General features: G+C 50.3%; 20 protein-coding genes. 14 read left to right on the top strand and 6 right to left on the bottom strand.

What is annotated here, in order from left to right; genetic code table 11:
- Positions 1-11: 11 nt before the first annotated feature.
- A complete protein-coding gene (locus OGX98_RS05275) occupies positions 12-1607 on the bottom strand; it encodes an ABC-F family ATPase (RefSeq protein ID WP_048221791.1) in 1596 nt (531 codons plus the stop codon).
- A 221-nt stretch (positions 1608-1828) separates the two neighbouring features.
- On the opposite strand from OGX98_RS05275, the gene ldtB reads away from it, so the two are divergent.
- Complete coding sequence (gene ldtB, locus OGX98_RS05270) at positions 1829-2749, top strand: L,D-transpeptidase (protein WP_045441194.1); 921 nt, start codon at positions 1829-1831, stop codon at positions 2747-2749.
- Positions 2750-2811: 62 nt separating this feature from the next.
- Here the strand turns inward: ldtB and OGX98_RS05265 are convergent, their stop codons facing one another.
- Positions 2812-3921, bottom strand: a complete 1110-nt coding sequence (locus tag OGX98_RS05265; RefSeq protein WP_284096539.1) for an anion transporter — start codon at positions 3919-3921, stop codon at positions 2812-2814.
- On the bottom strand, positions 3918-4391 hold the full coding sequence (gene mntR / locus OGX98_RS05260) for a manganese-binding transcriptional regulator MntR (RefSeq protein ID WP_045441192.1): 474 nt from the start codon (positions 4389-4391) through the stop codon (positions 3918-3920). The genes OGX98_RS05265 and mntR overlap by 4 nt, the downstream gene beginning before the upstream one ends.
- A gap of 186 nt (positions 4392-4577) precedes the next feature.
- On the opposite strand from mntR, the gene mntS reads away from it, so the two are divergent.
- Positions 4578-4706, top strand: a complete 129-nt coding sequence (gene mntS, locus OGX98_RS05255; RefSeq protein ID WP_045441191.1) for a manganase accumulation protein MntS — start codon at positions 4578-4580, stop codon at positions 4704-4706.
- Between the two features lie 276 nt (positions 4707-4982).
- Entirely contained in the window at positions 4983-6569 is a 1587-nt protein-coding gene (locus tag OGX98_RS05250) for a phosphoethanolamine transferase (protein ID WP_136345462.1), read from the top strand.
- A 64-nt stretch (positions 6570-6633) separates the two neighbouring features.
- On the opposite strand, the gene ompX is transcribed toward OGX98_RS05250, so the two are convergent.
- Entirely contained in the window at positions 6634-7149 is a 516-nt protein-coding gene (gene ompX / locus OGX98_RS05245; protein ID WP_048221793.1) for an outer membrane protein OmpX, read from the bottom strand.
- A 411-nt stretch (positions 7150-7560) separates the two neighbouring features.
- On the opposite strand from ompX, the gene rhtA reads away from it, so the two are divergent.
- From rhtA to ybiO, 6 genes are all read left to right on the top strand, one after another.
- Positions 7561-8448: a threonine/homoserine exporter RhtA gene (rhtA, locus tag OGX98_RS05240; RefSeq protein WP_045441189.1), complete on the top strand. Its 888-nt coding sequence runs from the start codon at positions 7561-7563 to the stop codon at positions 8446-8448.
- A 304-nt stretch (positions 8449-8752) separates the two neighbouring features.
- Positions 8753-9256 carry a DNA starvation/stationary phase protection protein Dps gene (dps, locus tag OGX98_RS05235; protein ID WP_045441188.1) on the top strand — a complete coding sequence of 168 codons (504 nt, stop codon included), beginning with the start codon at positions 8753-8755 and terminating at the stop codon, positions 9254-9256.
- 365 nt (positions 9257-9621) lie between these two features.
- Entirely contained in the window at positions 9622-10368 is a 747-nt protein-coding gene (gene glnH, locus OGX98_RS05230) for a glutamine ABC transporter substrate-binding protein GlnH (RefSeq protein WP_045441187.1), read from the top strand.
- A 130-nt stretch (positions 10369-10498) separates the two neighbouring features.
- Entirely contained in the window at positions 10499-11158 is a 660-nt protein-coding gene (glnP, locus tag OGX98_RS05225; RefSeq protein WP_003035248.1) for a glutamine ABC transporter permease GlnP, read from the top strand.
- Positions 11155-11877 carry a glutamine ABC transporter ATP-binding protein GlnQ gene (glnQ, locus tag OGX98_RS05220; protein WP_045441186.1) on the top strand — a complete coding sequence of 241 codons (723 nt, stop codon included), beginning with the start codon at positions 11155-11157 and terminating at the stop codon, positions 11875-11877. Before glnP ends, glnQ begins: the two co-directional genes overlap by 4 nt.
- A 117-nt stretch (positions 11878-11994) precedes the next feature.
- Entirely contained in the window at positions 11995-14229 is a 2235-nt protein-coding gene (gene ybiO, locus OGX98_RS05215) for a mechanosensitive channel protein (protein WP_200010663.1), read from the top strand.
- Here ybiO and rlmF read toward each other — a convergent pair.
- On the bottom strand, positions 14226-15152 hold the full coding sequence (gene rlmF / locus OGX98_RS05210; RefSeq protein WP_048221794.1) for a 23S rRNA (adenine(1618)-N(6))-methyltransferase RlmF: 927 nt from the start codon (positions 15150-15152) through the stop codon (positions 14226-14228). The two genes, ybiO and rlmF, sit on opposite strands and share 4 nt — an antisense overlap.
- A gap of 219 nt (positions 15153-15371) precedes the next feature.
- On the opposite strand from rlmF, the gene mcbA reads away from it, so the two are divergent.
- From mcbA to ybiJ, 5 genes are all read left to right on the top strand, one after another.
- A complete protein-coding gene (gene mcbA / locus OGX98_RS05205; protein WP_225760683.1) occupies positions 15372-15632 on the top strand; it encodes a DUF1471 family periplasmic protein McbA in 261 nt (86 codons plus the stop codon).
- Between the two features lie 292 nt (positions 15633-15924).
- Entirely contained in the window at positions 15925-18210 is a 2286-nt protein-coding gene (locus OGX98_RS05200; RefSeq protein ID WP_225760682.1) for a catecholate siderophore receptor Fiu, read from the top strand.
- Positions 18211-18253: 43 nt separating this feature from the next.
- The gene (gene ybiX, locus OGX98_RS05195) at positions 18254-18931 is read left to right on the top strand and encodes a PKHD-type hydroxylase YbiX (protein ID WP_045441182.1); all 678 of its coding nucleotides are present in this window, start codon (positions 18254-18256) and stop codon (positions 18929-18931) included.
- A 76-nt stretch (positions 18932-19007) separates the two neighbouring features.
- The gene (locus OGX98_RS05190) at positions 19008-19274 is read left to right on the top strand and encodes a DksA/TraR family C4-type zinc finger protein (RefSeq protein WP_048221795.1); all 267 of its coding nucleotides are present in this window, start codon (positions 19008-19010) and stop codon (positions 19272-19274) included.
- Positions 19275-19575: 301 nt separating this feature from the next.
- Positions 19576-19836 (top strand): DUF1471 family protein YbiJ, encoded by a 261-nt coding sequence (gene ybiJ / locus OGX98_RS05185; RefSeq protein WP_045441180.1) that lies wholly within the window; start codon positions 19576-19578, stop codon positions 19834-19836.
- 98 nt (positions 19837-19934) lie between these two features.
- Here ybiJ and OGX98_RS05180 read toward each other — a convergent pair whose 3' ends face one another.
- The gene (locus tag OGX98_RS05180; RefSeq protein ID WP_200041974.1) at positions 19935-21020 is read right to left on the bottom strand and encodes a malate/lactate/ureidoglycolate dehydrogenase; all 1086 of its coding nucleotides are present in this window, start codon (positions 21018-21020) and stop codon (positions 19935-19937) included.
- Positions 21021-21161 lie beyond the last annotated feature (141 nt).

Here is a 21161-nt window from a genome sequence, read left to right as displayed (position 1 = left end):
GGCCACAATGTTTAGCCGTCGATCCCTTTACTACGCAGATAATCTTCGTAGTTACCGGTGAAGTCGATTACGCGTTCCGGCGTAATTTCAATCACGCGAGTTGCCAGCGAACTCACGAACTCGCGGTCGTGAGAAACGAAGATCAGCGTGCCCTGATACATTTCCAGCGCCATGTTCAGCGATTCAATCGATTCCATATCCAGGTGGTTGGTTGGTTCATCCATCACCAGAATATTCGGTTTCTGCATCATCAGCTTACCGAACAGCATGCGCCCTTTTTCACCACCGGACAGCACCTTCGCAGGCTTTTTGATATCGTCCTGGCTGAACAGCAGGCGACCGAGGAAGCTACGTACAACTTGCTCATCGTCCCCTTCCTGTTTCCACTGGCTCATCCACTCGAATACGGTCAGATCGTTTTCAAACTCATATTCGTGATCCTGCGCGTAGTAACCTACTTGCGCGTTTTCAGACCACTTCACCGTACCGTTATCCGGCTGCAGTTCACCCACCAGCGTTTTCAGCATGGTTGATTTACCCACGCCGTTAGCGCCCAGGATGGCAATCTTCTCGCCCACTTCCAGAAGCAGGTTGAAGTTTTTAAACAGTGGGCCTTCATCAAAGCCTTTAGCCAGCGCTTCCACTTCCAGCGCGTTACGGAACAGTTTCTTATCCTGCTCGAAACGGATGAATGGGTTCTGGCGGCTGGAGGCCTTCACTTCATCGAGTTTGATCTTATCAATCTGGCGCGCACGAGAGGTCGCCTGACGAGATTTCGACGCGTTAGCACTGAAGCGGCTGACGAAAGATTGCAGATCGGCAATCTGCGCTTTTTTCTTGGCGTTATCTGCCAACAGACGCTCGCGAGCCTGCGTTGCCGCCGTCATATATTCGTCGTAGTTGCCTGGGTAAACACGCAGCTCGCCGTAGTCCAGATCCGCCATGTGCGTACAGACCATGTTCAGGAAGTGACGGTCGTGCGAAATGATGATCATGGTGCTGTCACGCTCGTTCAGCGTCTGCTCCAGCCAGCGGATGGTATCGATATCCAGGTTGTTCGTTGGTTCGTCGAGCAACAGAATATCCGGGTTAGAGAACAGCGCCTGTGCCAGAAGCACACGCAGTTTCCAGCCAGGAGCGACTTCGCTCATCGGTCCGTAATGTTGTTCTACCGGAATACCCACACCCAGCAGCAATTCGCCCGCACGTGCTTCTGCGGAGTAACCGTCCATCTCGCCGTATTTCACTTCGAGGTCGGCAACTTTATAGCCGTCTTCTTCGCTCATTTCCGGCAGCGCATAGATACGATCGCGTTCCTGCTTCACTTCCCACAGTTCAGCGTGCCCCATAATAACGGTGTCCAGCACAGTGAACTCTTCAAAAGCAAACTGATCCTGACGCAGCTTACCGATGCGTTCGTTCGGATCGAGTGAAACGTTACCCAGCGTCGGCTCAAGATCGCCGCCGAGAATTTTCATAAAAGTGGATTTACCGCTACCGTTCGCGCCAATCAGGCCGTAACGGTTGCCGCCGCCAAATTTGACGGAAATATTTTCAAACAGCGGCTTACTGCCGAACTGCATGGTGACGTTGCTGGAAACTAACACTGGCGTATCCTGAAAGAAATATGTGACAAACCGCTTATTATGCCATAACTCTAAAATAAGATCGCGCCTTCGTGCTGAAGGGATAAAGTGAAAGCAAACGGAAAAAAATGTGATTTAGTACACATCCGAATTCCTTGTTGCTCAGAATGCACATATAATGCGTGCCCAACACTACATAAATCTCAACCCACTAGCCTGCTTGGCTTCAGAATCTCGCAAAAATGAATATGAAATTGACAACGCTTTTCGCGGCGGCGCTCGCGGTAGTTGGTTTTTGTAATACCGCTTCAGCCGTCACGTATCCGCTGCCTACCGATGGTAGTCGCTTGATTGGCCAGAACCAGGTCATCACCATCCCTGAAGGTAATACCCAACCGCTGGAGTATTATGCGGCTGAATACCAGATGGGTCTGTCCAACATGCTGGAAGCAAACCCAGGCGTGGACACCTTCCTGCCGAAAGGCGGTACCGTACTGAACATTCCGCAGCAGTTGATTCTGCCGGATACCGTACATGAAGGTATTGTTATCAACAGCGCTGAAATGCGTCTGTACTACTATCCAAAAGGCACCAATACCGTGATCGTTTTACCAATTGGTATCGGCCAGTTAGGCAAAGACACGCCTATCAACTGGACCACCAAAGTGGAACGTAAGAAAGCGGGTCCAACCTGGACGCCAACGGCGAAAATGCACGCTGAGTACCGCGCTGCGGGTGAACCGCTGCCAGCCGTAGTTCCGGCAGGCCCGGATAACCCGATGGGCTTGTACGCACTGTATATCGGTCGTCTGTACGCTATCCACGGGACCAACGCTAACTTCGGCGTCGGCCTACGCGTCAGCCACGGCTGCGTGCGTCTGCGTAACGAAGACATCAAATTCCTGTTTGAAAATGTTCCGGTCGGCACTCGCGTACAGTTTATCGATGAACCAGTGAAAGCCACCACTGAACCAGATGGTAGCCGTTACATTGAGGTGCATAACCCACTGTCAACCACTGAAGCGCAGTTCGAAGGCGGGGAAATTGTTCCGATTACCCTGAACAAGAGCATTACCAGCATCACCGGTCAGTCTGATGTTGATCAGTCCGTCGTTGAGCAGGCAGTACAAAACCGTTCCGGTATGCCGGTTCGTCTGAACTAAGCAGACCAGAAACGAAAAAGGCGGATGAATCATCCGCCTTTTTTATTGCCTCTTTGCCGCTATCACATCAGCAACAACAATCCATATCCTACCAGCATCGCCCATATCAGCATCGGCACCGAGTACAGATGAAAACGCCACCAGATACGCCGGTCGTTTGCCATCCGTAATGCAATAATATTCGCCAGCGATCCCTGCAACAGGCCAAAACCGCCAATATTAACAGCCCAGGCCAGCAACTGCGTCGGTGGCACATAGTTCAACAGCAAAATCGTACCGGGAACATTACTGATAAACTGTGACAAGCCGATTGCCGTCAACCATAGCCCCGGCGCTGAGAGCGCCCCAATCTGGTTAGCTATCCCTTGCAACAGGGGTAATTGCGTCAGCAAATGTACATCAATGAACATCGCCATAAACACCAGCAATAACGTCCAGTCCACGCTGAGTATCACGCGACGAGCCAGGACCATGAACCCCGCAGCCACAATCGCCAGCCCCCAGAGTTCCTGCTTCAATTCCAGAGCCGTCAAAAAGACGATATAGAACACCAGACAACTCCACACCAGCCGAGGTTGCCAGTCAGGCGCAGATGTACCAGTATGATAATGCAAGGCTTTATGCGGAAAACTGAACCAGCAGAGCACCACCAGCGTCAGCATCATGGCGCCAGCAAGCGGTGCCATTTGCCAGGTAAACGCCGCAAATGAAAGACCAGAGCGTCCCCACATCAGGATGTTCTGCGGATTTCCTATCGGCGTCAGCAACGATCCGGCGTTAACCGCCAGCGCCTCAAAGATGATGAGGCGGTTAACCGGGATAGCGCACAGTTTTTTCAGGGTAATCGTCAGCGGAACGACAATAAATAAAGCAACATCGTTGGTCAAAAACGTCGACAGTAACGCCGCAGCCAGCACCATAAATATTGCCAGCTGACGTTCCGTGTTGAAACGGCGAGTCATTTTTCGCCCTAACACGTCAAAGTAACCGCTTAACTCCACGCCTTTGGTGAGTAGCATCAGACCACTGAGCGTAATGATCGTGTGCCAGTCAATTGCCCCCGGCCAGCTCCGGGGCGCAAACGGCGTCAACAGACTTAGAATAATCCCGACGATGATTAGCAACTGGAAAAAGCGATCGCGCTGCAAAGCGCGTAGTAAAGGAAAACTCATTCAGAGCCTGTTCCATGTTGTTGCGTAAACCGGCTAAAAGCCTCCAGCGTTTCCTTGCTCACGTGGTGTTCCATGCCCTCCGCATCACGACGGGCAATTTCTGGACTGATCCCTAACATCAGCAGAAAATTTTCCACAATCTGATGACGCTCGCGACTCTCCTGAGCCAGCTTCTCGCCCTCTGCGGTTAAAAACACACCGCGCCAGGGGATCATTTCAATCAATCCTACTGACGCCAGGCGCTTCAGCATTTTGGCAACGGTGGGCTGGGAAACCCCAAGACGTGCCGCCATATCCACCTGGCGCGCTTCACCGACTTCGATAATGAGATCGGAAATCAGCTCAACGTAGTCATCAATCAGTTCGCGTCGATGCGCCTCCCTGACCTGGCGAAACCCTTCAACGTGTTCTTCAACATTCACCAATTGCGTCACTTTTTTTGTTGTTGGCGTACCTGCGCGACGACTCATTCTGCTTCCTCGTTACTGTGACGCGTTAACGGCATCTGATTAGAGAGCGCTCATTGTAAACCAGAGTTGCGTGGGCACAAAAAATTAACGTTTTAGCAATAGCTATATAATATAGCCTGTGCTATATCTGTATATAATAAAGACATCCCTCAAGGACTGATGGGATCGTGAAGTCAGGAGGTTCATATGAATGAATTCAAGAGGTGTATACGCGTGTTTAGCCATTCTCCCTTTAAAGTACGGTTGATGCTGATCTCTATGCTGTGCGACATGATTAACAGCAAACCAGAGCAGGAAAAACCTTCAAGTAAATAATGCGGCGTCGCGGTACGCCGCTTCATTTTCCTGCTGTAACGTAGTTACGGTGACAGATTACGCCCCAATAACCCTTCTTTTTGTCCGTTTTGCCACTGCCATCCCAAAACAATTTCTTTGTAGTAGTTGACCTTCTCCTGCGCACACTCTATCTTTTCGCAGCCCTGCGTATATTGCGGCTCGCAGATGCGGACCTCATCCCTCTTCTCGCTCTCTCAGGCAGGCAATGACCCTTTGCGCCAGGGTAAGCACATGGCGTTTTTGCAACAGTGGCATATGAATTTAACCCTCAAAGACTCACTTATTGCTCGTAGCCGAGCTATTAGCCCGTGGACTGGCCTTTATTTCTTACAGTCTCTGCTGATCAACCTTGCACTGGGCTACCCGCTTAGCCTGCTCTATAGCGCCGCTTTTACCTGTATATTGCTGCTACTTTGGCGTTATGCGCCGCGCACGCAGAAAGTGCTGATTGGCATTTGTTCATTGATTGCGGCGATGTACTTTCCGTTCGGCCAGGCTTACGGCTCGCCAAACTTTAATACCTTGCTGGCGCTGCACTCGACCAACATGGAAGAGTCCACCGAGATCCTGACGATCTTCCCCTGGTACAACTACCTGGTTGGGGTATTTATTTTTGCGCTTGGCGTTATCGCCGTTCGCCGTAAAAAAGAGATGAACAGACCACGCTGGAATAAGCTCGATAGCCTGTGCTTGCTGTTTAGCATCGTGGCGTTCTTTGTTACTCCCGTGCAAAACCTGGCCTGGGGTGGTGTATTTAAACTGAAAGACACTGGCTACCCGGTATTTCGTTTTGCTAAAGACGTCATCGTTAACAACAACGAAGTGCTCGATGAACAGGAGCGGATGGCGAAACTGGCAAGCGTCAAAGATAGCTGGACAGTGACAGGGGTAAAACCCAAATACCATACCTATGTCGTGGTGATTGGTGAGAGCGCCCGACGCGATGCGCTAGGTGCGTTTGGCGGTCACTGGGATAATACCCCATTTGCCAGTAGCGTTAATGGCTATATCTTTGCCGATTACATTGCCGCGAGCGGTTCAACGCAGAAGTCACTTGGCTTAACACTGAATCGGGTGGTCGATAATAAGCCTCAGTTCCAGGACAACTTTGTCACCCTGGCTAACCGCGCTGGCTTCCAGACATGGTGGTTCTCTAATCAGGGGCAGATTGGAGAATATGATACAGCGATAGCAAGCATCGCCAAGCGGGCCGACGAAGTACATTTCCTCAAAAACGGTGACTTCGAAGCCGATAAAAACACCCGTGATGAAGCGCTGTTGAAGATGACCGCTCAGGTATTGGCAACCGAGCGCACCCAGCCACAACTGATTGTGCTGCATTTAATGGGTTCACATCCGCAGGCCTGCGATCGTACACAAGGGAAGTACGAAACATTCGTCCAGTCGAAAGAGACCTCCTGTTATCTGTACACCATGACGCAAACGGATGACCTGCTGCGCCAGCTTTACGATCAGCTACGTAACAGCGGGGATAGCTTCTCGATGGTCTATTTCTCCGATCATGGACTGGCCTTTAAAGAACGTGGAAAAGAGGTGCAGTATCTGGCACATGACGATCAGTTCCAGCAGAACTTCCAGGTTCCTTTTATGGTACTGTCCAGCGATGATAAAGCACATCGGGTGATTAAAGCCCGTCGCTCCGCGAATGATTTCTTGAGTTTCTTCTCTCAGTGGACAGGGATCAGTGCGAAGGAAATTACCAACAGCTACCGTTTTATCTCAGAGAAAAAAGCCGGGCCGGTTTACATCACCAACTTCAAATTGCAGAAGGTAGATTACAACCATCTGGGTACCGACATTTTCGAGACAAAATCACGCTAGCATCCAGAACCGCACGCAAAAAAAATCCGCCCCAAGAGGCGGATTTTTTATATCACCGAAGTGATTAGAAGCGGTAACCAACACCCGCGATCCAGGTACCTACGTCAACGCTACGAATACGGCTCTGCTCGTAAGAGAAGTCCAGAGCAACGTTTTCGATCGGGTTGAACTGCACACCGGCACCGTAAGAGAAACCGTAGTCGCTGGTGGTGTGGTTGTCAGCAGGAGTTGCTGCATCCTGGAATTTACCGTAACCAACACCTACAACACCGTAGATGCTCGCCCAGTCATTCAGACGGTACGCAGGACCAGCAGTGATGCCGTAGTACTGAGTTTTGTTGTAGTCGCCAGAAGCGTCGGTACGATCTTTTTCAGTGTAAGTGAAGGAACCGATTACGCCCAGCGGGCTGTTGTCCTGCTCGTAGCGATACTTCAGGTTAAAACCGTTCATTTTGTTCGCTGCGCCCTGAGCATCGCTCTGAGCGTAACCACCGGTAACGGTAGAAGTAGCAGCTACAGCGGTACCTGCGGAGAAAGCCAGAACAGCGGCCAGTGCTGAAAGACATGCAATTTTTTTCATAACCACCTCAAATGTGCTTCAAGTAAATCCTAAGTTTTAAATATACCAAAAATTGATGGGAAACTCTTTGCGATTAGCGATGTCTAACGAGGCTTTTCATGTAACAGAACGTTTCAAAACACCGCTATCTCTTTCAATTAACATCACTTTTCCAACGAATTATGCCATTATTGCGCGCACAACATGGCACATTCATCCAGATGATTCCTAATCACGCAGATTATTAATCCATCATTTTCATGCCATTGTACGGATCTCAGTAATTTTTTTTTCAACGAATACTCAACCAGCTGAGCGTATTTCCATTACACTCGCTCTTTTACTTTTCTATACACAAACTCATCCAGGCCGCAGTCCAACAGAGGCGGCCCGCAGGAGCAGGTGTATTAACATCATTTGACAGGAGAAAGGATGCCGGGGTCGTCACGTAAAGCGCCAGTATGGTTGCCTATTTTGGTTTTGCTTATTGCTATGTCCTCCATTCAAAGCGGAGCATCGCTGGCGAAATCACTGTTCCCCCTTGTCGGCGCGCCTGGTGTTACCGCGCTGCGTCTTGCACTGGGAACGATAATCCTCATCGCATTCTTTAAACCATGGCGTTTACGATTTGCAAAAGAACAGCGTCTTCCTCTGCTGTTTTATGGCCTGTCACTAGGCGGGATGAACTATCTTTTCTACCTGTCAATTCAGACCGTGCCGTTGGGTATTGCCGTGGCACTGGAATTTACCGGACCGCTCGCGGTGGCGCTGTTCTCTTCCCGACGTCCCGTTGATTTTATTTGGGTTGCGCTGGCCGTACTCGGACTCTGGTTCCTGTTGCCGCTGGGCCAGGACGTATCACACGTTGACTTAACCGGTGCTGCGCTTGCGCTGGGTGCTGGCGCCTGCTGGGCTGTCTATATTCTGACTGGGCAGCGGGCCGGCGAAGAACATGGACCTGCAACCGTGGCGGTAGGTTCATTGATAGCAGCACTCATTTTTGTTCCGATTGGCGTGATGCAGGCTGGAGATGCGCTGTGGCACTGGTCAATACTCCCGCTAGGTTTGGCGGTGGCTGTTCTCTCCACGGCCCTTCCCTACTCACTGGAGATGATCGCGTTGACCCGATTACCGACGCGTACCTTTGGTACGTTAATGAGCATGGAACCCGCGCTGGCCGCCGTTTCCGGGATGATTTTCCTTGGAGAAACGCTGACGATGGTACAGACGCTGGCCTTAGGGGCAATCATTGCCGCCTCAATGGGGTCGACACTTACCATCCGCAGAGAGCCACAAATTAAGGAACTCGACGTTAAATAACCTTCCATTATTCTGCATGGTTTGCATAACCATGCAGAATATCCTGCTGTTTATCGCAGTAATTATTATTCTTACACTTAATCCATTCTCATAATCATATTCATCTGCATCAGATGCACGCAAAATAAATATCCGATACTGACACAATAACAATATATCCAAATGATTTTATTGAACATTTTATATTCACCTCGCTCTCCACTATTAAAGTGATAGGTAAGGCCAGAAAAATAAATCCAAAATAAGGTCTATACTTACTCCCGTTGAATGACCTGGGACGTAAATATCAAGAGGATATGAAATTATGACTACCGCAAAACTGGTAAAAACAAAAGCATCCACTCTCCTTTATACCCGCAACGATGTATCCGACAGTGATAAAAAAGCTACTGTGGAGCTGTTGAATCAGCAGGTGATCCAGTTCATCGACCTGTCACTCATCACTAAACAGGCTCACTGGAATATGCGCGGTGCCAATTTTATTGCCGTACATGAAATGCTCGATGGCTTCCGTACTGCGCTAACCGATCACCTTGATACCATGGCTGAGCGCGCCGTACAGCTGGGCGGTGTTGCACTGGGTACAACGCAGGTAATTAACAGCAAAACGTCACTGAAAAGCTATCCGCTGGACATCCACAGCGTTCAGGATCACTTAAAAGAGCTGGCCGAACGTTATGCCGTGGTCGCTAACAGCGTGCGTAAAGCCATTAACGAAGCAAAAGACGAAGATACTGCCGATATCTTTACAGCAGCATCACGCGATCTCGACAAATTCCTGTGGTTTATCGAAGCTAACATCGAATAATAACTGTCATAAGTATTCCCTATAATACCCTCGCTCCCGCGGGGGTTTTGCACTTTTATGGTGCACAACATTGATCGTTCGTCACTTCAAAGTAAAATATTTGTAATAATCACCTCACACAATCGTTAACGAAAGATTGTTTTATCTACAATTTTTACGCTAAATAGTCATACCGTTTGTACTGCACTATTCATGCACCAAATCAGTGCCCCGAAACGGTGCAAATCACCAGCATTGCCTTACTTATTGTGCAGTAAAACGAAAGGTCTCCTTTTTAAAACAATAAGTTGCAAAACTGGCACGATTTTTTCATTACGTTTTAAGCTCTCGCAGGGGATCGCCCCGTGGATATAAAAGGAAATGCTATGAAGTCTGTATTTAAAGTTTCACTGGCTGCACTTACCCTGGCTTTTGCGGTGTCATCTCATGCCGCGGATAAGAAACTCGTTGTCGCAACCGACACCGCCTTTGTTCCATTTGAGTTTAAACAAGGTGATAAATACGTTGGTTTTGATGTGGATCTGTGGGCTGCCGTAGCTAAAGAACTGAAGCTGGATTATGAACTGAAACCTATGGATTTCAGCGGCATCATCCCGGCGCTGCAAACCAAAAATATCGATTTGGCTCTGGCTGGTATCACCATCACCGAAGAACGTAAAAAAGCGATCGACTTCTCTGACGGCTACTACAAAAGCGGTCTGTTAGTGATGGTTAAAGCAAACAATAACGACGTGAAAAGCGTGAAAGATCTGGATGGTAAAGTCGTTGCAGTGAAGAGCGGCACCGGTTCAGTGGATTACGCGAAAGCGAACATTAAAACCAAAGATCTGCGTCAGTTCCCGAACATCGATAACGCATATATGGAACTGGGTACAAATCGCGCAGATGCAGTACTGCACGATACACCAAACATTCTTTACTTTATCAAAACCGCGGGTAATGGCCAGTTCAAAGCTGTAGGCGACTCTCTGGAAGCCCAACAGTACGGTATCGCCTTCCCGAAAGGCAGCGACGAACTGCGTGAGAAGGTAAACGGTGCGCTGAAAACACTGCGTGAAAACGGCACCTATAACGAAATCTACAAAAAATGGTTCGGTACTGAACCTAAATAAAACAGCCTGAACATCGGCTCGTCGAGCCCGGTAGCACTTACGCATACCGGGCCTACGTTTTGGCCCCAGGTCGGATAATCCGACACTGCTGGCTGTTTGAATATTTTCACCACGGTAACAGGAACGACATATGCAGTTTGACTGGAGTGCCATCTGGCCCGCCATTCCGCTTTTGATAGAAGGCGCCAAAATGACCCTGTGGATTTCGGTCCTCGGTCTGGCAGGCGGTCTGATCATCGGACTAGCAGCGGGATTTGCGCGTACCTTCGGAGGTTGGATTGCCAACCACGTTGCGCTGGTCTTTATCGAAGTCATCCGCGGTACGCCGATCGTCGTACAGGTGATGTTTATCTACTTCGCCCTGCCAATGGCGTTTAACGACTTGCGTATTGATCCCTTCAGCGCCGCCGTTGTCACCATCATGATTAACTCAGGGGCCTACATCGCGGAAATCACGCGCGGCGCGGTACTCTCAATCCATAAAGGCTTCAGCGAAGCTGGACTGGCGCTTGGCCTCTCACGTACTGAGACCATTCGCCACGTTATTTTACCTCTCGCACTGCGTCGTATGCTGCCACCGTTGGGCAACCAGTGGATCATCAGTATCAAAGATACTTCGTTGTTTATTGTCATTGGTGTCGCTGAACTTACCCGTCAGGGTCAGGAAATCATTGCCGGTAACTTCCGCGCACTGGAAATCTGGAGCGCCGTCGCGGTGTTCTATCTGATCATTACGCTGGTGCTGAGCTTCATTCTGCGTCGTCTGGAAAGAAGGATGAAAATCCTGTGATTGAATTTAAAAACGTCTCTAAGCATTTTGGCCCAACCCAGGTGCTGCATAACATTGATCTGAATATTGGTCAGGGTGAAGTGGTGGTGATTATCGGGCCTTCCGGTTCTGGTAAATCCACGCTACTACGCTGCATTAACAAGCTGGAAGAAATCACCTCGGGTGAACTGATCGTCGATGGCCTGAAGGTAAATGACCCGAAGGTAGACGAACGATTGATCCGCCAGGAAGCGGGAATGGTGTTCCAGCAGTTCTACCTTTTCCCACACCTGACGGCACTGGAAAACGTCATGTTTGGTCCACTGCGCGTACGTGGAGCGACGAAAGAGCAGGCAGAGAAACAGGCCAAAGAATTATTAGCGAAAGTTGGTCTGGCCGAGCGTGCTCATCACTATCCTTCTGAGCTTTCCGGCGGTCAGCAGCAGCGCGTAGCTATCGCCCGCGCGCTGGCGGTGAAGCCGAAAATGATGCTGTTCGATGAGCCGACTTCAGCACTTGACCCGGAACTGCGTCACGAAGTTCTAAAGGTCATGCAGGATCTGGCGGAAGAAGGTATGACAATGGTGATTGTGACCCACGAAATCGGCTTTGCCGAAAAAGTGGCCTCTCGTCTGATTTTCATTGATAAGGGCCGTATTGCTGAAGATGGTAATCCGCAAGCTCTGATTGAAAATCCGCCAAGCCAGCGTTTGCAGGAATTTTTACAGCACGTTTCCTGATACAAATACCTCCCTTCCCCGAAGGGAGGTTCTACACCAGAATCCTCTCATTTCAATTTTCTCCCGCACTGACATCTATACTTATCCTTTTGAATTTCTTTTCTCATGGGAGGAGTCATGCGGTGGATCCTGTTCATCTTCTTTTGTCTGCTGAGCGTCCCGGCTCAGGCGGTGACAATACCCGGTGTGACGTCAACAGCGTCCACCAGCCCACAAACAGAACCAGCGCCTGAACCTGACGTTGAACAAAAGAAAGCCGCCTACGGTGCGCTGGCAGACGTTCTGGAGAATGAAGCTTCCCGTCAGGAGTTGATTGGCCAGTTGCGAAAAGTCGCGGCAACTCCTCCTCCCGATCCCGTACCAACTATCGTCCCACCCACACTGACTGAAGAAAAAACGGTTCTGGAAAACGTTACTGATATCAGCCGTCATTACGGTGAAGCTCTCTCCGGCCGCTTTGCTCAGCTTTATCGCAACATCACTGATGCGCCGCATAAAACCTTTAATTCGCAAACGTTCACCAATGCCCTGACCCATTTTTTAATGCTGGCTGTTTCGGTATTCGGATTTTACTGGCTGATACGCCTGTGTGCGTTGCCGTTATATCGAAAAATGGGGCAATGGGCGCGGCGGAAAAACCGCGAACGCAGCAATTGGCTACAACTTCCCGCAATGATCATCGGCGCGTTTATCATTGATTTACTACTGCTGGCGCTCACGCTGTTTATCGGACAGATACTGAGTGACAGAATGAACGCCGGTAGCCGTACCATCGCTTTCCAGCAAAGCTTGTTTCTCAATGCTTTCGCGCTGATTGAGTTTTTCAAGGCTATTCTGCGCCTGATATTTTGCCCGACAGTGGCAGAACTACGCCCCTTCAACATTCAGGATGCGGGCGCACGCTACTGGAATCGGCGTCTGAGTTCATTAAGCAGTCTGATTGGCTATGGACTTATCGTGGCGGTTCCCATCATTTCTAATCAGGTCAATGTGCAGGTCGGCGCCATGGCTAACGTTATCATCATGTTATGTATCACGCTGTGGGCGCTGTATCTGATTTTCAGGAACAAGAAAGAGATAACACAGCATTTGCAGAATCTGGCGGAGCGCTCGCTGGCTTTTTTTAGCCTGTTTATCCGCGCCTTTGCGCTTGTCTGGCACTGGCTGGCCAGTGCTTATTTTATTGTGCTGTTTTTCTTTTCACTGTTTGATCCAGGCAACAGCCTGAAATTTATGATGGGCGCGACGCTACGCAGCCTGGTGATTATCGGTATTGCGGCGTTTGTATCCGGTATGTTCTCCCGCTGGATAGCCAAAACGATTACGCTATCGCCACACACCCAGCGCAGCTATCCGGAACTACAAAAACGACTCAATGGCTGGTTGTCGACGGCATTAAGCGTTGCGCGGATCCTGACCGTCTGCGTTGCGGTAATGCTGCTACTTAATGCCTGGGGTCTGTTCGATTTCTGGAACTGGCTGCATTACGGCGCGGGCGAAAAAACGGTTGATATCCTGATCCGCATCGCGCTGATATTATTTTTCTCCGCCATCGGCTGGACGATCCTCGCCAGCCTGATTGAAAACCGACTGGCATCGGATATTCATGGCCGCCCGTTACCCAGCGCACGAACCCGAACTCTGCTCACACTGTTTCGCAACGCGCTGGCGGTGATTATCAGCACTATCACCATTATGATCGTACTGTCAGAAATTGGCGTCAATATCGCTCCGTTACTGGCGGGCGCAGGTGCACTGGGTCTGGCGATTTCTTTCGGCTCACAGACGCTGGTGAAAGACATTATTACCGGGATTTTTATCCAGTTCGAAAACGGTATGAACACCGGTGATTTAGTTACCATCGGTCCGTTAACCGGTACAGTTGAGCGCATGTCTATTCGCTCGGTAGGCGTGCGGCAGGACACCGGGGCGTACCATATCATCCCCTGGTCTTCGATAACGACCTTCGCCAACTTCGTGCGGGGGATTGGGTCAGTAGTCGCCAATTACGACGTTGACCGCCATGAGGATGCTGATAAAGCCAATCAGGCGCTAAAAGATGCAGTCGCCGCTGTGATGGGCATGGAGGATATCCGGGGACTCATCATCGGTGAGCCGTCATTCGCCGGAATTGTCGGCTTAACGAATACGGCGTTTACGCTACGGGTCTCCTTTACCACACTACCGCTGAAGCAATGGACCGTGCGTTTCGCGCTCGACAGTCAGGTGAAAAAATATTTTGATCTGGCCAATGTTCGCGCGCCGGTGCAGACCTATCAGGTACTGCCTGCACCGGGAAATAGCTCAACGCAGTCCGGTAGGCAACTGCCGCCAACTGAGCCTACGATTTAGCGTTTACGCGTCATAAAACGTCGGCGCTGATCGTTATCCATAAAGGTCCAGGCAATAAAGCGACTCTGCTTTTGCCCCTGGGCCATCTCTTTTTTAACCACTTTCACCGCACCTGCGTCCGTTAACGCATGATACAGCGGTGGCAAATTTTCACCGCGCGATACCAGCGTTGTGAACCACATGACCTGCCGACCAAAGGTCTGGCTTTCAGCGATCATTTTCTTGATGAATGCCACTTCACCGCCTTCACACCACAGCTCCTGCTGCTGTCCGCCAAAGTTCAGCGCATCATCTTTGTCCTGCCCCAGGTTGCGGCGTTTGCGCTCGCTTCCTGCACGGGCGGAGGCTGCAGAGTCGTGGAATGGCGGATTGCAAAGCGTGGCTTCGTACTGTTCATTTTTATGAATAATACCGGTGAAGATAGCCGACGCATCTTTCTGACGACGCAAACGGATAGCTCGGGTTAACCCAGGGTTAGCGTTGATGATCGCCTGTGCGCTACTAAACGCTTCGTCACTGGTCTCACTACCGGTAAATCGCCAGCCATATTCATGCACGCCGATAAGCGGATAAATACAGTTTGCCCCCACCCCGACATCCAGCACGCTCGCATTGGCAGGAATAGTTCCCGTCGTTTCCCCCAGTAGATCGGCCAGATGATGAATGTAATCCGCGCGCCCCGGCACTGGCGGACACAGGAAACCTTGCGGAATATCCCAGTTTGCCACCGCATAATAATGTGCCAGCAATGCTTTGTTCAGCGCCTTCACAGCCTGGGGATTCGCGAAATCAACGCTCTGCTCACCACCCGGTGTAAGGGTGAGAAATTGCGTCAGTTCGGGCGTAACCTGGCATAAAGTCGCAAGATCATAACGGCCATTGTGGCGGTTTCGTGGGTGTAATCCCGGTTTCTGGGGGGGCATAGCTTTCTCCTTTTAACAGCGGCGTAAGATACCCGCATAACGCTAAGTGGTAAACACACACAACAGGGAATCTCGAATTAATTAGGGTATAGCGCTGATTAACACAAAATGAGTTGTTCAAAAAATGCGCAGTTCAACATCAATTTTTTGCGTTAATTGTCATGTGATGACGTCCTAAACTTATCAGGTACTACCTGTTGTTTCTCAGAGGATATCATCATGAAAAAATGCCTCACATTTCTTGCCGCTACCGTACTCACCGGCATGACATTTGCTTCTTTTGCTGCACAGCCCATCACCAGTCCTGCCACCGGTCCACTACAGGCTTCCGGCACAGTATCCGCTACAGGGGCGTCCAACCTGAGCGATCTTGAAGATAAGTTAGCGGAAAAAGCGAAGGAGCAAGGCGCAAAAGGCTTTGTGGTTAATTCTGCTGGCGGCAAAAACCAGATGTATGGTACAGCAACTATCTATAAGTAACTCACCCTCAGCTCAACTGCATTCGCCCTGAATGCAGTTTTCTTTTTGATGTTCTCACCACTACCCGCACAAAATGTGACCATCATGTTGGAATTTTGAATCCAATGTAAATAAATGTATTTATTTTTGAATTAATGAATGCTAAAAAGCTGCACTGATTAGCAATGCTAATCAAAATCATTATCAATTACATCTTTCATTCCGGCGAGACCTGCAGGGCACAACATCCACAGAGATGTCCCTTCGCATGAGTGAAACCTTCTACTCAAAAAATAATAAGTTACTCATTAATATGGATAAAAATCGCAATTTGCCGTCCAGTAGTTTTCACTCCCTCACCTTTTTTGCCGGGTTGTGCATTAGCCTGACTCCGGTAGCTCAGGCTGTCGCCGCGGGTGATCAAGATAAGAAACAGGAAGATACGCTGGTTGTAGAAGCGGCTAAGCCATCGCTGTATGCCCCTACGCAGTCTGCCGATCCGAAATTTTCTCGTCCGATTGCGGATACCACACGCACCATGACGGTAATTTCTGAGCAGGTTATCAAGGATCAAGGGGCAACAAATCTGACCGATGCGCTGAAAAACGTACCGGGTGTGGGCGCATTTTTCGCCGGTGAAAACGGAAACTCCACCACCGGTGACGCTGTTTATATGCGCGGAGCTGATACGTCAAACAGCATTTATATTGACGGTGTTCGTGATATCGGTAGCGTCACACGCGATACTTTTAACACCGAACAAGTTGAAGTGATTAAGGGCCCTTCCGGTACCGATTATGGTCGCAGCGCGCCAACCGGCTCTATCAATATGATCAGCAAGCAGCCGCGCACCGACTCTGGAATTGATGCGTCTGCCAGTGTAGGCAGCGCCTGGTTCCGTCGGGGTACGCTTGACATTAACCAGGTCATCGGTGACACCACTGCGGCACGTTTAAATCTGATGGGCGAAAAAACGCACGATGCCGGACGCGATAACATTAAAAACGAGCGCTATGGCGTTGCCCCATCTATCGCCTTTGGGCTAGGCACCGAAAATCGACTTTACCTGAACTATCTGCATGTCACCCAGCACAACACACCAGACGGAGGCATTCCCACAATTGGTCTGCCGGGCTACTCTGCGCCTTCTGCAGGGACTTCCGCCCTGAACCATTCCGGGAAAGTGGATACAAATAATTTCTACGGTACCGACTCAGATTACGACGACTCGACGACCGACACCGCGACTATGCGGTTTGAGCATGATCTGAACGACAGCACAACCATTCGTAACACCACGCGCTGGTCACGTATTAAACAGGATTACCTGATGACTGCGGTAATGGGTGGTGCGTCAAACATTACGCAACCGACCAGCAGCGTCGATACATGGACCTGGTCACGCCTGTCGAATACCAAAGATGTCAGCAATAAGATCCTGACTAACCAGACTAACCTGACCTCAAAATTTTATACCGGCTCTGTCGGGCATGACATCAGCACTGGCGTAGAGTTGACGCGCGAAACACAGACCAACTACGGCCTGGTTCCACTCACGCCTCCACCGGTTAATATTTACCATCCCAACAGCAACGTGAACCTGGGCGGATTGTCCCGCAATGGCGCAAACGCCAACGGTCAGACTGACACCTTCGGCATTTACGCCTTCGACACCCTGCAAATTACCCGTGATATCGAACTGAACGGCGGTATCCGACTGGATAATTATCGTACCGAGTATGACAGCGCGACTGCATGCGGCGCTTCTGGTCGTGGCGCAGTTGCGTGCCCGGCAGGGGTAGCTAAAGGGTCACCAGTCACCACCATTGATACCGCAAAGTCAGATAATCTGGTGAACTGGAAAGCCGGTGCGCTTTATCATCTGACCGATAACGGCAACGTTTACATTAACTACGCCGTTTCTCAGCAACCGCCGGGCGGCAGCAACTTCGCCCTTGCCCAGAGCGGAACAGGTAACAGCGCAAACCGTACCGACTTCAAACCGCAAAAAGCGAAAACCAGCGAGATCGGCACCAAGTGGGAAGTACTGGATAAACGTCTGCTGTTAACCGCAGCGATTTTCCGCACGGATATTGAGAACGAAGTTGAACAGAATGACGACGGGACCTGGTCCCAGTACGGAGAGAAACGTGTTGAAGGGTACGAACTCTCTGTCGCAGGTAATATCACTCCTGCATGGCAGGTGATTGGGGGTTATACCCAGCAGCGTGCTACGGTGCACAACGGTAAAGATGTTGCCCAGGATGGCTCATCCTCGCTGCCGTATACTCCGGAACATGCGTTCACGCTGTGGAGCCAGTATCAGGCCACTGATGATGTTTCCGTAGGCGCAGGCGCACGCTACGTTGGCAGCATGCATCGCGGCTCTGACGGTGCGGTGGGTACACCATCCTATACCGAAGGGTACTGGGTAGCCGACGCCAAGCTGGGTTACCGAGTGAACCGCAATCTCGACTTCCAGTTGAACGTCTACAACCTGTTCGATACCGATTACGTATCCTCAATCAACAAGAGCGGATACCGTTACCATCCAGGTGAACCAAGAACCTTCCTGCTCACCGCCAACATGCATTTCTGATCCATTACGTGGGGCGCAAGCCCCACTCTCAGGAGAGACACTAATGATGTACCACATTCCCGGCATCCTGTCGGCGCAGGATGTAACCTGGTTTCGCGAACAACTGAGCACCACAGGGTGGGTTGATGGCCGCGTAACCACGGGCGCTCAGGGGGCGCAGGTTAAGAATAACCAACAGGTTGATACACGCGACGAACGCTATGCAGCATTGCAACAAGCAGTGCAGAACGCCGTTAACAACAACGCGCTTTTCTTTGCCGCTGCACTGCCAAAAACACTTTCAACTCCGCTGTTCAATCGCTATCAGAACAACGAAACTTACGGTTTTCACGTCGATGGTGCGGTACGCAGTCACCCGGAAAACGGCTGGATGCGTACAGATCTGTCTGCCACCTTATTCTTAAGCGATCCCGACAGTTACGAAGGTGGAGAACTGCTGGTGAATGACACCTACGGTCAACACGCGGTGAAGCTCCCGGCAGGCGATCTGGTTCTCTACCCCTCCAGCAGCCTGCATTGTGTAACGCCGGTCACTCGCGGCATTCGCGTCGCTTCATTTATGTGGATCCAGTCTATGATCCGTGATGATAAAAAACGCGCAATGCTCTTTGAACTGGATAAAAACATCCAGTCCCTGAAGTCACGCCATGGAGAAAACACAGAGATCCTTTCCTTGCTCAATCTCTACCATAACCTGCTGCGTGAATGGTCCGAAATCTGATGCGTCTCCCTGATGGTCGTTTTTCACCCATAGCATTCGCTATACTTATTTGTATACCGACTATGGGGAGGCATATATGGCATCCGGATGGGCAAATGACGACGCGGTAAACGAACAGATCAACAATACTATTGAAGATGCTGTTGCCCGCGCCCGGGGTGAATTACCCACGGGAGAAAGTCTTTATGAGTGTGAGGAATGTGGTGATCCTATCCCTCAGGCCAGACGTGAGGCCGTTCCTGGCGTGCGCTTATGCATCACCTGCCAGCAGGACAAAGATTCACATAACTCGGCTTTCTCAGGATATAATCGCAGAGGTTCGAAAGACAGCCAGCTACGTTGACCTATCTTTACCGAAAGTTTCAGCGCATACGATTTACTTTACGAGCACGGTTTTTCACACACTGTGTAGCAAAATGTGCCGTCCAGACTTTCTCTGTAAAGTGCAATGGCAAGAACTGTAAATCTCCCCTTCTAATTTATTAATATTCAATAAGTTATTTGTCATTCAATTTATTTGATGGATGCCGTCAATTCTATTCGATTTTCTCTCACATAAAATAGCGTGATACTTCTCACATCGACAGAACAACGTCTACTTAACAAAACAACTGACTAACAGAACAACCTGCGAGAGATTAATCATGAAAAATATCAAATATGCTGTTGCCGCCATCGCCCTCTCTACCCTGTCATTTGGCGCTTTTGCTGCCGAGCCGGTTACTTCAACCCAGGCACAAAGCATGAATAAAATTGGTGTGGTATCCGCTGATGGTGCCAGTACGCTGGATGGCCTGGAAGCAAAACTGGCTGAAAAAGCTGCTGCCGCAGGCGCTAGTGGTTACAGCATCACGTCCGCTGTCGGCAAAGACAAAATGAGCGGCACCGCGGTTATCTACAAATAACCAACAGAATTTTTGTAGTACCCAATGCTCCAACCCTCATTGACCCTGTTTGTTACCCTTTGTTTGCCCGTCCGTCACTGGACGGGCTTTTTTTTTGCCTACTGTTCCAGTTGTTGACGGAATTCCTGCAACACGGCATCCGACATGCCTATTTGCTGTGCCGCTTCGCAAATAGCCTGCCAGCTTCCGGCGTCAAGCGGGATCCCCTGAGCCAGTCGCTCCTGACGGGTTTTCACCTCCCACTCACCCGGTAACAGAATGGGCGCATCCTCAGCATGCGGCGACGCTTTTACCCATTCAGCAAAGGCCGAAACCTGATTATCGCAGTCCGGTGCGCCAAATAATTCCGGGTTAATAATGATAGTCGTCATGCAATTAATAATGGCGTCAGCGCTATCCTGTAAACTTTCTTTGTGCGTTGTTTTACCACCAGAAAGTGCACCACCCATGATTTCGCACATTGCTGCCAGCGCATAGCCCTTGTGCTGGGCGAAAGTCAGTAGCGACCCAAGCGGCGAAACCTGCATGACAGCCGGATCGGTGGTCGGTACACCATCAGCATCGATCAGGCATCCCGCTGCAACCGGCTCCCCTTTATGCCATGCCACGCGCGTTTTTCCGAAGGCAATGGCGCTGGTAGCGTAGTCCAGCAGCAGCGGGAAGGCATTTTTACGCGGAAAAACAACGCAGAAGGGGTTGGTGCCAAAACGACTATCACGACCATTAAATGGTGCGACCATCGGAATACCCACCACATTCACAAAGTGAACAGAGACAAAACCCGCTTCCGCACATTGCTCCGCCCAGTAGCCAATTCGCCCGATATGATGAGAGTTATGTAGCGCCACAGCTGCAATACCGTACTGGCGTGCTTTTTCAATACCCAGCGTGATGGCTTCATGCGCTGCCACCTGACCAAATGCACAATCGCCATCAAGCGTGATCACCGCCCCCGCATCTTTCACCACTTTCGCATGACGGTTGATCTGCAAATGCCCCTGAGAGAACGAGCGGATATAGCTTGGGATCATCCCAATACCGTGAGAGTCATGTCCGGCCAGGTTCGCGGCAATCAGATGATCGGCAACCAGTCGCGCTTCTTGCTCAACGCTTCCCATTTGGCGGAAAACGGCCTGAATAAAAGCGTGCAACGTTGGCACATGGAAGCGATGTCCACTGTTCATTGTTATCTCCTGTTATGTTGCGTGTTTGTTGTGTTTCTTATTTTTCAACAAACTATGCTGCGCCACGATGACCAGGAGATCAATAAACGTGCAGAAATTTCACGTTACAGGAAGGGGGAAGAGCCGACAGGTCAGGCAACG

Source organism: Citrobacter sp. Cm046 (genome assembly GCF_030333065.1).
In the GTDB taxonomy this organism is placed as follows: Bacteria; Pseudomonadota; Gammaproteobacteria; order Enterobacterales; family Enterobacteriaceae; genus Citrobacter; species Citrobacter murliniae.
This window is presented reverse-complemented; position numbering and strand designations above follow the sequence as displayed.

Coding starts and splice junctions, on each gene's coding strand:
- ldtB (WP_045441194.1), top strand. CDS start 1,829: ATGAATATGAAATTGACAACGCTTTTCGCGGCGGCGCTCGCGGTAGTT.
- OGX98_RS05265 (WP_284096539.1), bottom strand. CDS start 3,921: ATGAGTTTTCCTTTACTACGCGCTTTGCAGCGCGATCGCTTTTTCCAG.
- mntR (WP_045441192.1), bottom strand. CDS start 4,391: ATGAGTCGTCGCGCAGGTACGCCAACAACAAAAAAAGTGACGCAATTG.
- mntS (WP_045441191.1), top strand. CDS start 4,578: ATGAATGAATTCAAGAGGTGTATACGCGTGTTTAGCCATTCTCCCTTT.
- OGX98_RS05250 (WP_136345462.1), top strand. CDS start 4,983: ATGAATTTAACCCTCAAAGACTCACTTATTGCTCGTAGCCGAGCTATT.
- ompX (WP_048221793.1), bottom strand. CDS start 7,149: ATGAAAAAAATTGCATGTCTTTCAGCACTGGCCGCTGTTCTGGCTTTC.
- rhtA (WP_045441189.1), top strand. CDS start 7,561: ATGCCGGGGTCGTCACGTAAAGCGCCAGTATGGTTGCCTATTTTGGTT.
- dps (WP_045441188.1), top strand. CDS start 8,753: ATGACTACCGCAAAACTGGTAAAAACAAAAGCATCCACTCTCCTTTAT.
- glnH (WP_045441187.1), top strand. CDS start 9,622: ATGAAGTCTGTATTTAAAGTTTCACTGGCTGCACTTACCCTGGCTTTT.
- glnP (WP_003035248.1), top strand. CDS start 10,499: ATGCAGTTTGACTGGAGTGCCATCTGGCCCGCCATTCCGCTTTTGATA.
- ybiO (WP_200010663.1), top strand. CDS start 11,995: ATGCGGTGGATCCTGTTCATCTTCTTTTGTCTGCTGAGCGTCCCGGCT.
- rlmF (WP_048221794.1), bottom strand. CDS start 15,152: ATGCCCCCCCAGAAACCGGGATTACACCCACGAAACCGCCACAATGGC.
- mcbA (WP_225760683.1), top strand. CDS start 15,372: ATGAAAAAATGCCTCACATTTCTTGCCGCTACCGTACTCACCGGCATG.
- OGX98_RS05200 (WP_225760682.1), top strand. CDS start 15,925: ATGGATAAAAATCGCAATTTGCCGTCCAGTAGTTTTCACTCCCTCACC.
- ybiX (WP_045441182.1), top strand. CDS start 18,254: ATGATGTACCACATTCCCGGCATCCTGTCGGCGCAGGATGTAACCTGG.
- OGX98_RS05190 (WP_048221795.1), top strand. CDS start 19,008: ATGGCATCCGGATGGGCAAATGACGACGCGGTAAACGAACAGATCAAC.
- ybiJ (WP_045441180.1), top strand. CDS start 19,576: ATGAAAAATATCAAATATGCTGTTGCCGCCATCGCCCTCTCTACCCTG.
- OGX98_RS05180 (WP_200041974.1), bottom strand. CDS start 21,020: ATGAACAGTGGACATCGCTTCCATGTGCCAACGTTGCACGCTTTTATT.